General features: G+C 70.0%; 10 protein-coding genes. 4 read left to right on the top strand and 6 right to left on the bottom strand.

Annotated features, from left to right (window positions below):
* Positions 1–16: 16 nt before the first annotated feature.
* The gene (gene peaA / locus DD542_RS20680; protein ID WP_127806897.1) at positions 17–1600 is read right to left on the bottom strand and encodes a quinohemoprotein amine dehydrogenase subunit alpha; all 1584 of its coding nucleotides are present in this window, start codon (positions 1598–1600) and stop codon (positions 17–19) included.
* 189 nt (positions 1601–1789) lie between these two features.
* Between peaA and DD542_RS20675 the strand changes: the two genes are divergently transcribed.
* The gene (locus tag DD542_RS20675; protein ID WP_127806896.1) at positions 1790–2785 is read left to right on the top strand and encodes a helix-turn-helix domain-containing protein; all 996 of its coding nucleotides are present in this window, start codon (positions 1790–1792) and stop codon (positions 2783–2785) included.
* A 17-nt stretch (positions 2786–2802) separates the two neighbouring features.
* Here the strand turns inward: DD542_RS20675 and DD542_RS20670 are convergent, their stop codons facing one another.
* Genes DD542_RS20670 through DD542_RS20660 form a run of 3 tightly spaced genes read right to left on the bottom strand, consistent with a single transcriptional unit; the run spans position 2803 to position 6534 of the window.
* Positions 2803–4152 (bottom strand): FAD-dependent oxidoreductase, encoded by a 1350-nt coding sequence (locus DD542_RS20670; RefSeq protein WP_127806895.1) that lies wholly within the window; start codon positions 4150–4152, stop codon positions 2803–2805.
* Complete coding sequence (locus DD542_RS20665) at positions 4149–4811, bottom strand: S8 family serine peptidase (RefSeq protein WP_127806894.1); 663 nt, start codon at positions 4809–4811, stop codon at positions 4149–4151. Before DD542_RS20665 ends, DD542_RS20670 begins: the two co-directional genes overlap by 4 nt.
* Positions 4804–6534, bottom strand: a complete 1731-nt coding sequence (locus DD542_RS20660; protein ID WP_127806893.1) for an ABC transporter ATP-binding protein — start codon at positions 6532–6534, stop codon at positions 4804–4806. The genes DD542_RS20665 and DD542_RS20660 overlap by 8 nt, the downstream gene beginning before the upstream one ends.
* A gap of 180 nt (positions 6535–6714) precedes the next feature.
* Here DD542_RS20660 and DD542_RS20655 point away from each other — a divergent pair, with 180 nt between their 5' ends.
* Positions 6715–8406, top strand: a complete 1692-nt coding sequence (locus tag DD542_RS20655; protein ID WP_127806892.1) for an AMP-binding protein — start codon at positions 6715–6717, stop codon at positions 8404–8406.
* 73 nt (positions 8407–8479) lie between these two features.
* Here the strand turns inward: DD542_RS20655 and katG are convergent, their stop codons facing one another.
* Complete coding sequence (gene katG / locus DD542_RS20650) at positions 8480–10696, bottom strand: catalase/peroxidase HPI (RefSeq protein ID WP_127806891.1); 2217 nt, start codon at positions 10694–10696, stop codon at positions 8480–8482.
* 320 nt (positions 10697–11016) lie between these two features.
* On the opposite strand from katG, the gene DD542_RS20645 reads away from it, so the two are divergent.
* Together DD542_RS20645 and DD542_RS20640 are read left to right on the top strand one after the other, a co-directional pair.
* Complete coding sequence (locus DD542_RS20645; protein WP_127806890.1) at positions 11017–11553, top strand: hypothetical protein; 537 nt, start codon at positions 11017–11019, stop codon at positions 11551–11553.
* A gap of 11 nt (positions 11554–11564) precedes the next feature.
* On the top strand, positions 11565–12902 hold the full coding sequence (locus tag DD542_RS20640; protein WP_127806889.1) for a DUF2235 domain-containing protein: 1338 nt from the start codon (positions 11565–11567) through the stop codon (positions 12900–12902).
* Positions 12903–12912: 10 nt separating this feature from the next.
* Here the strand turns inward: DD542_RS20640 and DD542_RS20635 are convergent, their stop codons facing one another.
* A complete protein-coding gene (locus tag DD542_RS20635; protein WP_079365067.1) occupies positions 12913–13875 on the bottom strand; it encodes an AEC family transporter in 963 nt (320 codons plus the stop codon).
* Between the last annotated feature and the right edge of the window lie 44 nt (positions 13876–13919).

Raw genomic sequence — 13919 nt, 5'->3', positions numbered from 1 at the left:
TCCTTGTGGTGTGCGCTCAGGGCAGCGGCGGGTTGTTCCAGCGCTGCACGGTGACGATGAAGTGGCCCTTGCCGGTCAGCGTCTTCTTGCCTTCGGTCACCGTCGCCACCGCGTTCAGGTTGCCGGCGTTGTTGGTGCTCATGCGGCGCTTCGGGTTGGGGCCGGCGCCGGCCGGCGTGAAGATGCCGGTGTCGGCGTCCATCAGGCCGGCGAACTCGGCGTCGCGGTCTTCCTTGGCCACCTCGTTGAAGGGCTCGACCGACCACTTGGCGGGCACCGGACCGATGGCCCAGTCGTCCTTGGTGCCCTTCTTGCCGTCGCGCCCCACCGAGTGGGCGATGGCTTCGAAACGGCCCTGCACCACCGGCGTCGAACCACCGTTGCCACCGATGCGGCCGACCGCGTACTCGGGCGCCACCTTCACATAGTCGATGCGGTCGAACACCGCCAGCGGACTGCTCGCCGCGCCGACCTGGAGCTTCTTCACCCCCTTGGCCGCCGACTTCGCGGCCGCGACCTTGAGCACCAGCTGGTTCGCATCGCGCGAGATGGTCTCGGCCACGCTCAGGCCCTTGGGCAACTGGATGTCACCGTCGAGCCCGGTGCCGACGATGCGCAGCGTGGCGGTCTCACCCGCCCGGATGAGGGCCGGCTGCACCGCCAGCACCACCGCGCCCTTGCCCTGCCGGGCCGCGTTCAGGTCGCCGCCGCTGGCGTCCTGCTCACGCTCGTACATGCGGCCGCTGGCGCGGTCGCCGTCCAGCGCCAGCACCTGGCGCATCTTCACGCCACCCACGTCGAGGTCGGCGCGCCACTCGTAGCCGGTGTAGACCAGGGCCGTGCCGCTGCCCTTGAGCGAACTGCCGTCGGCCCAGCTGCCGTCCAGCTCGACCGCATAGCGGTCGGCCGCGCTGCCCGCCGCCACCGTCATCACACCCGCGTAGTCGCCCTTGCCGGGCCAGCGGCCGGCCACCGTCCAGCGGCCCACCGGGCTCACCGGCGCCTTGGCCTTCCAGTCGTCCCAGGCCTTGGACTCGTAGGGGTAGGTCTTGGCCAGGTAGGGCACCATCTCTTTCAGGGCGATGCCCAGCCAGTCGCGGTCGCGGCCGCCGGCCTGGTACTCGGTGGTCGGGAACTGGCCCAGGTGGAAGTGCACCAGGTGCTCCCACTCGGCCATCGGCCGGCGCTGCAGCTCGACCCGCGCACCGGAGTGGCAGCGCGCGCACATCTGGCCGAACAGCTCGTTCTTGTGCTGTTCGATGGTGTTCAGGCGCCGCTCCATCGCAAAGCGCGCGCCCTGGGTTTCGGACGGCGCCAGGCCCTGGGTGTCGGCCAGGTGCTTCACCACGGTGCGCACCTCCTCGGGCGAGAGCTGCGCGCCGTGCATGGTGCGCATGCGGGTCACCGTCATCAGCCAGCTCTCGGGCGACTTACGCTGCTGCAGGCGGTTGACCTGGTCGCCCACCTTGGTGTGGCAGGTGACGCACTTGCTGTTGATGATCTCCTGCGCGGTGGCGGCGCCCGCGGCCGGCGTTGCCGCCAGCCACGCCAGCGCCGCACCCAGCGGCAGCAGCGACCTGAGTGTCTGTTTCCAGTTCATGGGGGTTCTCTCCTCGCAAAGTCACCGCCTTCGTGGCGGCGTGCGATTCACTTTAGGGAGATTCCCGATGGCGCCGTATCCACTTTTGGCAAACGCTTGCGGACCTGCCCGGCGGCATGTTTTTTGCACCGCAGCACAGGCGCGCACCACCCGTGTGCAGATCCCGCCCCACGAATTGCGAGTCGCCCCATGAACCGGTTCCTTGGCCCCACCACCCCGCGCAACGCCACCCCCGACGTGGTGGACGTGCGCGTGAGCGACACGCACGACGCCGACGAGCAGGCCGCCTGCCTGACCGACTGGGGCCAGTGCTACGAGCAGATGAGCAGCGGCAGCTTCGACGGCCACTTCGAGAGCTACCGCTTCGACGGCATCGAGTTGTTTCGCGAGGAGATCAACCAGGTGGTGCAGCAGTACGGCCAGCCGCAGGCGGGCACCATGACGCTGGCCGCGCTGCTGGACACCTGCGACGACGGGCGCTTCTGCGGCACCCCGGTCACCCCCGACCATTACTTCTTCCTGCGCGGCGGCCGGGAGTTCCACTTCCGCACCCCGCCGCGTGTGACGATGGTCGCGGTGACGGTGGACATGGAGCGTTTTGCCGACTACTGCCGGCGCGTGGGCGAGCTGCCGCCGCCCGGCACCTGCGTGGACAACGGCCTGATCCACAAGGGCGAGCAGGACGAGCTGGGGGGCGTGCTCACCAGCCTGATGCAGAGCCTGCGCCACTCGCCCGACATGCTGCGCCACGACACCCTGCGCCGCTGCCTGGCCGAAGGCATCCACAGCACGGTGCTGGGCCTGTGTGGCCCGACCGAGAACACCGTCAAGGACCTGACGGCCTGCACGCGGCAGTACGTGGTGAACAAGGCGCGCGACTACATGCGCGAGCATGTGGACGAGCCCATCACCGTGAGCGACCTGTGTGCGCACATCCGCGTCTCGCGCCGCACGCTGCAGTACTCGTTCCAGGATGTTCTGGGCACCAATCCGGCGCGCTACCTGCGCAACATGCGCCTGAACGGCGCGCGGCGCGAGATCCGCCGCCAGACCGACGAGCGCGCGCCGGTGGCCGACATCGCGGCGCGCTGGGGCTTCTGGCACCCCTCGCGGTTTGCGTCGGAATACAAATCGCTGTTCGGCGAGCTGCCCTCGGCCACGCTCAAGGCCGCGGTGAAACACTGAGCGGCCGCGGCCGGCGGCTACCGCCCGCCCTGCGCGCGCAGCCAGCGCAGCGCCGCCTGCGCCCGCCCGGTGTCTCCGCCCAGCAGCGGCACCAGCGCCTCCACCTCGCGCCCCGGCGCGGCCTGCGCGGCGCGCCACAGCGGCGCCACCTCGACCCCGTCCACATGCCAGATGCCCAGCGGCTGCCCGGCCGTGACCAGCACCTCGGCCAGGCGGATGCGGTCGCGATCGACCACCGGCCGCTGTTCGATGTGCGGCGGTGCGTCGCCTTCTGCGCCGTGGGCGGGCAGCGCATCGGGCCAGGCGCGGCGGGCGGACCAGAAGGGTTGATCGGCCCAGCGCTGCTCTTGGGCATAGAAGTCACGGCCGATGCGCGCGAAGCGCTGGAACAGGCCCTGCACCCGCTCGGTGTGGAAGCGCCGCGCGTGCGGCGCGTCGCCCGGATGGTTCAGCAGGGTGTGCACCACCATCGGCGCCTGCAGCGCCGACGAGAGCGACTGGAAGATGCCGTTGCCCGAGAGCGGATCGGCCGCCATCGCGGCGTCGCCGACGCGCAGCCAGCGGTCACCGCAGACCTCGGGCGCGAGCACGGCGCCGCTGGTGCGTGCCAGCGCGTGCACCTCGGTGGCCGCGGTATCCAGAAATGGCAAGGCCGCCTCGACCGTGGACAGCCGTTCGCGGATGAAGGCGCCGAGCTGCGCGCGCGGCGGCAAGGTGATGGACGACGGATCGACCGTGAGCTGCAGCGCCACCGCACCGCCCGGCAGCCGCGCGCACCAGGCCCAGCCGCCCGGCAGGCTTTCCACCGCCGACCCCGCCTCGCCGCCCGGTGCCCCCTGCCCGCGCCAGAGCAGCGCCACGGTCTCCGGCCCGCGGGTCACGCCCTGCGGCGGGTGCGGCGCGAGGCGGCCGCGCGCCTCGACCACGAAGCGCACGCGCAGGGTCCGAGGCTGCGTGTCGTCGGGACGCTGGATCTGCAGCGCGTGGCCGCTTTCGCCGTGCTCACCGGGCGCCCAGCGCATCACCCGCGCGGCGATGCATTCGATGCCGTGGTCCTGCAGTTCCTGCCAGAGCAGGCGGTCGAAGGCGGTGCGGTCGACCAGGCGCTCGCTGTTGAGCGCGGTGGTCTGCCCGGCCCAGGTGGCGCGGCGCGGCGAGGGCTCGGCGATGGCGGCCAGCGCAGCCTCGATGCCGACCCCGCGCAGGCCGGCGACCACGCGGTCCGACACGCCCTCGATGGCGTCGAAGGCGCGCGGCACGCCGACCACCGTCACCGTGTGCCCCAGCCGGCGCAGGCCCAGCGCCACCGCAGCGCCGGCCGGACCAGCGCCGAGCACCACGACAGGGCGCTCAAAGTCCGATGTCACCGGGTTCTCCGCTCGGGGCCTTGAAAGGCGGCGCTGTGAACCAGCGCCTGCCAGACCGCATCGCTTGTGGGCGCCACGCCCGCGGCCAGCAGCGCCGCCACGCGCCCGCTCAGGTGCGCGCAGCCCAGGCTGGCGCCCGCGTGGGTGCGGTCGCCGTCGGGCGGCAGCACGCAGGCGCCGAAGTCGGCGTGGGGCAACAACAGCGCCGAGTGCTGACCGGGTGCGCAGCGCGCGTCGCCCATGGCGCGGATCGCACCCGGGTAGGCGCCGGGGAACACCGGTTCGCCGCGCGCGGGCGTGGACGCGACCAGCAGACAGCCGCTCGCCACGGCGCGCTCGCAGGCGGCGCGCAGCGGCGGGTGGTCCTGCCGCACGCCCAGGCTCAGGTTGATCACGGTGGCACCCTCGTCCACCAGCCAGTCCACCGCGCGCGCCAGCGTGGCCATGTCGGTCCGCAGCGCCTCGCCGAACACCTGCGCCACCACGAAGCGGGCGTCGGGCGCCAGCGCGGCCATGGCCTGCAGGGTCCGCGTGCCGTGGCCCAGGCGGTCCTGCGCGTCGCCCCTTTCGATCACGAAGCTGCGCGCGGCGAGCACCCGGTCCTGCAGCGCCAGCGGCCAGCCGCTGTCGACCACGCCCACGTGCACCGGCTCAGCCATGGGTGGCCTCCGGTCGCAGCGCGTCCAGGCGACCGCAGCTCAGGTGCAGCCGCATCGAGCAGCCCGCCCAGGCGCTGGGCCGGTGGCTGACGATGAGCCGCGTGCGGCCCGCGAAACAGGTGTCGATCTGCGCCAGGATCTGCGCCTCCATCGCCTCGTCCACAGCGGACGTCGCTTCGTCGAGCACCAGCACGGCCGGGTTCTGCAGCAGCGCGCGCGCGATGGCGATGCGCTGGCGCTGGCCGCCCGAGAGCGTCTGGCCGCGCTCGCCGACCGTGGTGTGCAGGCCCTCGGGCAGCGAGGCGATCCAGTCCGACAGGCCGGCGCGCTGCGCCGCCTGCGCCACCGCCGCATCGTCCGCGTCGGGACAGGCGTAGCGCAGGTTCTCCAGCAGCGGCGCTCGGAACAGCACGATGTCCTGGCTCACCACCGCCACCGCGCGGCGCAGGTCGGCCAGGGCGAGCCGCCGCAGGTCCACGCCGTCGAGCGTCACCGCGCCGGCCTGCGGGTCGTGGTGGCGCAGCAGCAGGTCGATCAGCGTGCTCTTGCCCGCGCCCGAGGCGCCGGTCAGGGCCACGCAGGCGCCGGCGGGGATGAGTGCGCTCGCGCCGGCCAGCACCGGCTCGCCACCGCCCGCGTGCGCGAACACCACCGCCTCCAGCCGCAATTCGCCCCGCAGTGGCGCTGGCAGCGGCACCGGCTCAAGCGGGTCGCTCACGGCCACCGGCTCGTCGCGCAGCTCGGCCACGCGCTCCAGGCTCACCCGCACCTTCTGCAGCCCCACGTACCAGCCCAGCAGGCTGTTCACCGGGCCGCTGGCCATGCCGAGGTAGGTGGAGAACGCGACCAGCGAGCCCAGCGCCCACTGGCCGTCGATGACCCAGGCACCACCGATCAGGAAGGCCAGCGCGCGGGTCCAGGCGGTGAGCTGGCCGGGCACGGCGTGGGTGGCGAACTCGATGATCTGCAGCCGCAGCAGCGACGAGAGGTAGCCCGCGTGCAGCCCGTCCAGCCGCTGCGCCTCGCGCGCCTCCTGCCGGCTGGCCTGCACGAACTTGAGCGCGGGCAGCACCTCGACGAAGAAGCTGGACACGTCGCCCGAGCGCTCGCGCAGCGCGCGCGTGCCCTCGGCCACGCGCGGGCGCATGCGCCGCAGCCACCACCACTCCAGCGGCAGCAGCAGCGCCACCAGCAGCGTCAGCTGCCACGACAGCCAGAGCATCCAGCCCACCGCGCCCAGCAGACCCAGCAGGTTGGACAGCACGGCGAACAGGCTGTCGACCGCGAAGCGCTGGATCTCGGCCATGTCGCCGTCCAGCCGCGACATCACGTCCCCCGTGCGGCGCCGCGCCCAGAACGACGGCGAGAGCCGCTGCAGGTGCGCGAACAGGTCGTGCCGCAGGTCGAACAGCACCGCGGCCGAGAGCCTGGTGTGCAGGTAGCGGTTGAGGCCGGCCAGCAGCGTCGCCGCCAGCCCGGCCAGCAGCATGAAGAGCGCGGTGGTCCACAGCACCTCGTGGCTGCGCGCGATCAGGCCGTCGTCGATCAGCCGCTTGACCAGCAGCGGCTGCAGCAGCACCAGGGCCGAGGCGATGACCGAAAGCGCCATCACGCCCGCCATGGCGCGCGCGCGCGGGCGCACGAAACCAAGCAGCCACGCCCAGTGCCGGCGCTCGCCCTCCGGGCGCCGCCGAGCCAGCAAGGGAACGAGCAGGCCGAACATGCGGGCATGGTGGCACAGCGCCGCGACGCGCCCAAGGACCCTGTGGCGGGCAGGCCGCAGGCCGCTACGATTGCCAAAAGTGGCTACCGGAAAGCGCGGCTTGTCGGCCAAGGTCAAGCAACAGGCGACGCGCCCGGACGACAAGGCCGCCCTGCCTTCCATCACAACAAAGGAGACCCCATGAGCGCTGTCCGCGACTTTCTGGCCGCACGCGACTTCCTGCTGCAGCACCGCAGCGACTACGCCACCGCGTACCGCGATTTCCGCTGGCCCCGGCTGGAGCACTTCAACTGGGCGCTGGACTATTTCGACGCCATGGCCGAGGGCAATCACCACCCCGCGCTCTGGATCGTCGAGGAAGACGGCCGCGAGGCCAAGCTGTCCTTCGCCCAGCTCTCGGCCCGCTCCAGCCGCGTGGCCAACTGGCTGCGCGAACAGGGGGTCCGGCGCGGCGACCGCATCCTTCTCATGCTCGGCAACGAGGTGCCGCTGTGGGAGACGATGCTCGCCGCGTTCAAGCTGGGCGCGGTGGTGATCCCGGCGACCACGCTGCTGACCGCGGACGACCTGGTGGACCGGCTCGACCGCGGCCAGGTCCGGCACGTGGTCGTCGGTGCGGCCCACACCGCCAAGTTCGACCCGCTGCCGGGCGACTTCGGCCGCATCGCCGTGGGGGGCGCCCCCGCAGGCTGGAAGGCCTTCGAGGACGCCGCTGCGGCGTCCGAGCGCTTCACCCCGGACGGCGCGACGCACGTCGACGACCCGTTGCTGCTGTACTTCACCTCCGGCACCACCTCCAAGCCCAAGCTGGTGCTGCACACCCACCAGTCCTACCCGGTGGGCCACCTGTCGACCATGTACTGGATCGGCCTGCAGCCCGGCGACCGCCACATGAACATCTCGTCGCCGGGCTGGGCCAAGCACGCCTGGAGCTGCTTCTTCGCGCCCTGGAACGCCGGCGCCTGCGTGTTCCTCTACAACTACAGCCGCTTCAACGCGGCCGCCCTGCTCGATGTGCTGGTGAAGTACGAGGTGACCACCCTGTGCGCGCCGCCGACGGTGTGGCGCATGCTGATCCAGCAGGACCTGGCCGCGGTCAAGACCCGGCTGCGCGAGCTGATCGGCGCCGGCGAGCCGCTGAACCCGGAGGTGATCGACCAGGTGCAGAAGGCCTGGGGCATCACCATCCGCGACGGTTTCGGCCAGACCGAGACCACCGCGCAGATCGGCAACCCGCCCGGCCAGCCGGTCAAGCCCGGCTCCATGGGCCGCCCGCTACCGGGCTACACCGTGGCGCTGCTCGACGTCGACGACCGGCCCGCGCGCGAGGGCGAGGTGGCGCTGGTGCTGGGCGAGCAGCGGCCCCTGGGCCTGATGGTCGGCTACGCCGGCGACGCCGGCAAGACCGCCGAGGCCACCCGCGCCGGCCACTACCGCACCGGCGATGTCGCCAGCGTCGACGACGAGGGCTACATCACCTACGTCGGTCGCGCCGACGACGTGTTCAAGTCCTCCGACTACCGCATCAGCCCCTTCGAGCTGGAGAGCGTGCTGATCGAACACCCGGCGGTGGCGGAAGCGGCGGTGGTGCCCAGCCCCGACCCGGTGCGCCTGGCGGTGCCCAAGGCCTTCGTCGTCCTCGTCGTCGGCCAGCAGCCGGGCCCGGAACTGGCGCGCGACATCTTCGCCTTCACCCGCGAACGGCTGGCGCCGTACAAGCGCATCCGCCGCCTGTCCTTCGCCGACCTGCCCAAGACCATTTCGGGCAAGATCCGCCGCGTCGAGCTGCGCCGGGCCGAACAGGCGCGCGGCGTGGACGAGCGCCTGCCGGACGAGTTCTTCGACCGCGACTTCCCCGAGCTCAAGGACTGACCTCCAAAAAGAAGCCCCCGGGGTCCTGGGCGGACACCGGGGGCCCGGGCAGCACGCGCGCCCGTTCAGGGTCTTACTTCTTCAGGTCGAAGCGGTCCAGGTTCATCACCTTGTTCCAGGCGGCCACGAAGTCCTTGACGAACTTCGTGCCGTTGTCGCTCTGGGCATAGACCTCGGCGATCGCGCGGAGCTGCGAGTTGGAACCGAAGGCCAGGTCGACGCGGGTGGCGGTCCACTTCACGGCGCCGCTCTTGCGGTCGCGGCCCTCGTAGGCGTTGTCACCGATCGGCTTCCAGGCGGTGGACATGTCCACCAGGTTGACGAAGAAGTCGTTGGTCAGCTGGCCCGGGCGCTGGGTGAACACGCCGTGCTTCGAACCGCCGTGGTTGGCGCCGAGCACGCGCAGGCCACCGACCAGCACCGTCATCTCCGGCGCGCTGAGCGTGAGCAGCTGCGCCTTGTCGAGCAGCATCTCCTCGGGCGAGACGCGGAAGGCCTGCTTGCGGTAGTTGCGGAAGCCGTCGGCCACCGGCTCCAGCACCGCGAAGGACTCCACATCGGTCTGCTCGGCCGTGGCGTCGGTGCGGCCGGGGGTGAAAGGCACCTCGACCGGGTGGCCAGCAGCCTTCGCAGCAGCCTCGACACCCGCGTTGCCGGCCAGCACGATCAGGTCGGCCAGAGAGACTTTCTTGCTGCCCGCGGCGCCGGCGTTGAAGCCGCGCCGGATCTCTTCCAGCACCGCCAGCACCTTGGCCAGCTGGGCCGGCTGGTTGGCCTCCCAGTCCTTCTGTGGCGCCAGGCGGATGCGGGCACCGTTGGCTCCGCCGCGCATGTCGGAGCCGCGGTAGGTCGAGGCCGATGCCCAGGCGGTCGAAACCAGCTCGCTCACGGAGAGGCCGCTGGCCAGCACGCGGGCCTTGAGCTCCTTGGCGTCGGCGGCGTCGATCAGGGGATGGTCGACAGCGGGCACCGGGTCCTGCCAGATCAGGTCTTCGGCCGGCACTTCGGGGCCGAGGTAGCGGGCCTTGGGGCCCATGTCGCGGTGGGTCAGCTTGAACCAGGCGCGGGCGTAGGCGTCGGCGAACTCGTCGGGGTTCGCGGCGAAGTGGCGCGAGATCTTTTCGTAGGCCGGGTCGAAGCGCAGCGAGAGGTCGGCCGTGGTCATCACCGGCGGGTGTGTCTTGCTCGGGTCGTGGGCGTCGACCACCATGTCCTCGGGCTCGACGTTCTTGGCGCGCCACTGGATGGCGCCGGCCGCGGTGGTCATCTGTTCCCACTCATATTTGAAGAGCACCTTGAAGTAGCCCATGTCCCATTGCGTGGGGTTGGGTTTCCAGGCGCCTTCGAAGCCGCTGGTGGTGGTGTCGCCACCCTTGCCCGTGCCGTGCGCGTTCTTCCAGCCCAGGCCCATTTCCTCGATGGGCGCGGCCTCGGGTTCGGGCCCGACCAGGGCCGCGTCACCGGCGCCGTGCATCTTGCCGAAGGTGTGGCCGCCGGCCACCAGGGCCACGGTCTCGTAGTCGTTCATGGCCATGCGGGCGAAGGTCTCGCGCACGTCCTTGCCCGAGGCGACCGGGTCGGGCTTGCCGTCCGGGCCCTGTGGGTTCACGTAAATCAGCCCCATCTGCACGGCGGCCAGCGGGTTTTCCAGGTCGCGCTCGCCGCTGTAGCGACTGTTCGGCTTGTCGCTGGTGGCCAGCCATTCCTTCTCGGCGCCCCAGTAGATGTCCTCTTCGGGCGCCCAGATGTCGGGGCGGCCACCGGCGAAGCCGAAGGTCTTGAAGCCCATGGTTTCCATCGCCACGTTGCCGGCCAGGATGAAGAGGTCGGCCCACGAAATGGCGTTGCCGTACTTCTGCTTGATCGGCCACAGCAGGCGGCGGCCCTTGTCGAGGTTGCCGTTGTCGGGCCAGGAGTTCAGCGGCGCGAAGCGCTGGTTGCCGGTGTTGGCGCCGCCGCGGCCGTCTGCTGTGCGGTAGGTGCCGGCGGCGTGCCAGGCCAGGCGGATCATCAGGCCGCCGTAGTGGCCGTAGTCGGCGGGCCACCAGTCCTGGCTCTGGGTCATCAGGTCGGCCAGGTCCTTCTTGAGGGCCTTGAAGTCCAGTTTCTTGAACGCCTCGGCGTAGTCGAAGTCCGGGTCCATCGGGTTGGACACCGGCTGGTGCTGGTGAAGGATGGAGAGGTTCAGCTGGTTCGGCCACCAGTCGGCGTTGGACTGGGCGCCGTGCGTGGCGCGGGCGCCGCCGGCGGCGTGGAAGGGACACTTGGCTTCGGTGTTCGGGTTGCTCATGGTGATCTCCTGAGGGGGGTGGGCCGGAAACGGACTCAGTGCGAAGCGGCCAGGGCCGCCAGCGCCTCGATCCAGTCGCTGTGAACGGTGGGGGACGATGAGGACGGCTTCATGACAGGCTCCGGTGTCTGGTTGATGAGCCCTGACTTTAGAAGTTCACTATCAAAAAGTCCAACCAATTGCTTTCATCAATTTCATAGCCATTGCCAATGCGGCGGCGCAACACGCCCTACTGGCAAGCCCTGCAAGGGGGATGGAGGCTGGGCGCCCGGCCATGCTCCAATGCGCGCCTGGGTGAAATCAACCGGGGAGGAAAGAAGATGAAGACGATTCAACGGTTCCAGCATCTGTGGCGCCGCTGGCTGGCGCTGAGCATGCTGGTGGTGCTGGCGGGCTGTGCGACGGGGCCGAAGATGGTCTCGCATGCGTTCAGCTTTGATGGCAACTACGACAAGTGGGCGGACAAGGTTGACCTGCTGGCGTACAGCTATGGCGACCAGTACCAAATGGTTCGCAACGATGTCGCCAATCCGAGGAGCCCGGTTTTCGCTGGACTGACAAAGCTGCCCCCCGGAACTGGCGTCAACGGACCCATGCCGGTAGGAGACTTCCTCCAGGTTAAGTGGCGACTGCAGTCCACGGGCGAGGTACTTGAAGAACGAGTGAATTTGCAAGGACGGTTGCCCGAGGACATGACCGATCACGAACTCACCTTTGTGATCGACGGCCGGCAGCTGTACGTTTTCGTTGTTACGCCTCGCCGCAAAAAATCGTCTGACGAGCCACCTGTTCTCAAGACATGGAGGTCCCAATACTCGTACGCATACGAGATCTTCCCAACGCTTCGTAAACCTTGACGGTAGACGACATGGGCACTTCTGACGTACGACGCCTCAGTGACGAGGAAATGGCTCAATTGCCGCAGGCCAAGGCAGTCATGGGTGATGCGGGCAAGCAGGGCACATCCACCCGCTTCAACTTTTTCGCCGCGTTCGACGGCACCTACAACCACAAAGAGAAACTGGATCTATCTGGCGACCCGCATCAAACCAATGTGGGCAATCTGTTTGATCAAGCAGAAAAGAACAGAGGCCCAACGTTTCGGTCCAGCTACTACCCTGGCGTCGGTACCGGCGATGACCAAGGCAACGCCATCAACGCAGGCCCGCACCCCACTCCTGCCATCGACGCTGCCGCAGAAAAAGCCTACAGAGACTTTAGCGACGCCGCGCAGACTTACCTGAAGCAGAACCCCGGTGCCACCCCCGCCGACCTCGGCGCCTCTGTCACCGGCTTCAGCCGGGGCTGCGCCGCCGCCGTGCGCTTCGCCCAGTTGGTCAACGACCGGGGCCTGGTCGCGCCCGACGGCACCGTGGTGGCCCCGCCCGGCAGCGTTCCCATCACCGGTATGGCCCTGATGGACCCGGTGGCCACCGGCGTCCAGGGCGAAACGGGCATCCCGGCCAACGTCAAGGGCCAGGTGCTGGTGGTGCAGGCCGAGCACGAAAACCGCAGCTGGTTCCGGCCTGTGGACTACAGCGACGACCCGCGTGTGACCACGGTGAAACACCCGGGCAACCACGTTGGTGTGGGCGGCGGTTACGACCGCAACGGCACGGCGGCCAACGTGCTTGAGGGCGTGACGGGCTATTTTCAGAATCGCGGCGTGCCGCTGGCGGACGTGCCGCACGAGCAGCGCTACCACCCTCACGAGCGGGCCATGATCCGCACGGAGAATTACCAGACCGCGCGCAACGGCGACGTGCTTCCAGACGCAGAAGGGAAGCCTCAGCCGCGTTGGCCCCTGGACGACGAGACCAAACCCCGCATCACGGTCAAGCCACGAATCTCCGAGCAGACCAAGGCGCAGCTGCGCCAGTCCTACACCGAGCTGGCGCCCGGACTGAAGGCGCGGGGACTGGACGGCGAACAGTGTCTGCAGGTCAGCGCGGCCTGTGTGGCCAAGGCGGCCGAGCACCCGGACTGGGGCGACCCGAAGCGCTATCTGCTCAGCAAGAACGGGGAACAGGTGGCGGTGCAGCACCAGAACGGGCGTTTCAACGAGGTCCGTGTGGACGAGGCGCTCCAGAGCAGCACCACCGCGCACCTGGACCGGGTACAGGATCTGCAGCAGGCGCAGGCCACACCGGCCGCGCAACCCGAGCGCGCCGCGCCCGTGCAGACCGAACCGGCCCTGACGCGCTGAGCCCACGGGCTCAGGTCAGCAGCGACACCGCGCCCGAGAAGGTGATGAAGGCGGCGACGGTGGTCACCAGGATGATGCGGGCGATGCGCCCGTTGTCCGCGCCCAGTCGCTCGGCCAGCAGCGAGACGTTGCTGGCGCTCGGCAGCGCGGCCACCAGCACGATGACCGTGAGCGCGAAGCCGTCCAGCGGCACGCCCAGTTGGCGCATCGCCAGGCCCACCGCCAGCACCAGCAACGGGTGCAGCACCAGCTTCATGACCGCCACCGGCAGGTAGTCGCTCACCGGCATCGGGTGGCTGGACTGGATCTGCGAACGCGCCAGCACCGCGCCGATGGTGAACAGCGCCACGGGCGACGCCGCGTCGGCCAGCAGCCAGGCGGTCTTCTCGACCGGGCCGGGCAGGCTGAACTGCGCGTACGACGCCAGGGCACCGAGCAGGATGGCCCAGGGCATGGGGTTGGCGGCCACCCCCTTGAGCGCCTTCTTGCCCGCGTCGATCATGGCCTCGCGCCCATGACCCTCGCCTTCGTCCAGGCGCGAGAGCGCCACGCACAGCGAGCTGGTGACGACCATGTCCACCAGCATGGTCAGGATGGCCGGCCCCGCCGCCGCGGGCCCCAGCAGCGCCACCAGCAGCGGCACGCCCATGAAACCCGAGTTGGGAAACGCCGCCACCAGCGCGCCCAGCGAGGCGTCGTTCCAGCGGATGCGGCGGTCCATGGTCCAGACGATGGCGAACGCCACCATCACCAGGGCACAGAGCAGGTAGACGCCCGCCACGGTGACATTGAGCAGCTGCGCGATCGGCGTGGTCGAGCCGAAGCGGTAGAGCATGCAGGGCAGCGCAAAGTACAGCACGAAGCCGTTGAGCCCCGGGATCGCCTCCAGCGGCAGCATGCGCCGGTGGGCGGCGACAAAGCCCGCGGCCACGAGCGCGAAGAAGGGGAAGGTGACGATCAGGATGTTGAGCACAGGGGGCGATTGTCTCAGGGCGCACGTTTCGGCCGGTGCATCGG

The organism is Hydrogenophaga sp. NH-16, assembly GCF_004006415.1.
GTDB lineage: Bacteria > Pseudomonadota > Gammaproteobacteria > Burkholderiales > Burkholderiaceae_C > Hydrogenophaga > Hydrogenophaga pseudoflava.
Note: the sequence above shows the minus strand (reverse complement) of the source record. Positions and strands in the feature narration are given on the sequence as shown.

What these genes read in the sequence shown, in the direction of transcription:
- DD542_RS20660 (WP_127806893.1), bottom strand. Translation starts at nt 6,534, where the DNA reads ATGTTCGGCCTGCTCGTTCCCTTGCTGGCTCGGCGGCGCCCGGAGGGC.
- DD542_RS20655 (WP_127806892.1), top strand. Translation starts at nt 6,715, where the DNA reads ATGAGCGCTGTCCGCGACTTTCTGGCCGCACGCGACTTCCTGCTGCAG.
- DD542_RS20640 (WP_127806889.1), top strand. Translation starts at nt 11,565, where the DNA reads ATGGGCACTTCTGACGTACGACGCCTCAGTGACGAGGAAATGGCTCAA.
- DD542_RS20645 (WP_127806890.1), top strand. Translation starts at nt 11,017, where the DNA reads ATGAAGACGATTCAACGGTTCCAGCATCTGTGGCGCCGCTGGCTGGCG.
- DD542_RS20675 (WP_127806896.1), top strand. Translation starts at nt 1,790, where the DNA reads ATGAACCGGTTCCTTGGCCCCACCACCCCGCGCAACGCCACCCCCGAC.
- katG (WP_127806891.1), bottom strand. Translation starts at nt 10,696, where the DNA reads ATGAGCAACCCGAACACCGAAGCCAAGTGTCCCTTCCACGCCGCCGGC.
- DD542_RS20665 (WP_127806894.1), bottom strand. Translation starts at nt 4,811, where the DNA reads ATGGCTGAGCCGGTGCACGTGGGCGTGGTCGACAGCGGCTGGCCGCTG.
- peaA (WP_127806897.1), bottom strand. Translation starts at nt 1,600, where the DNA reads ATGAACTGGAAACAGACACTCAGGTCGCTGCTGCCGCTGGGTGCGGCG.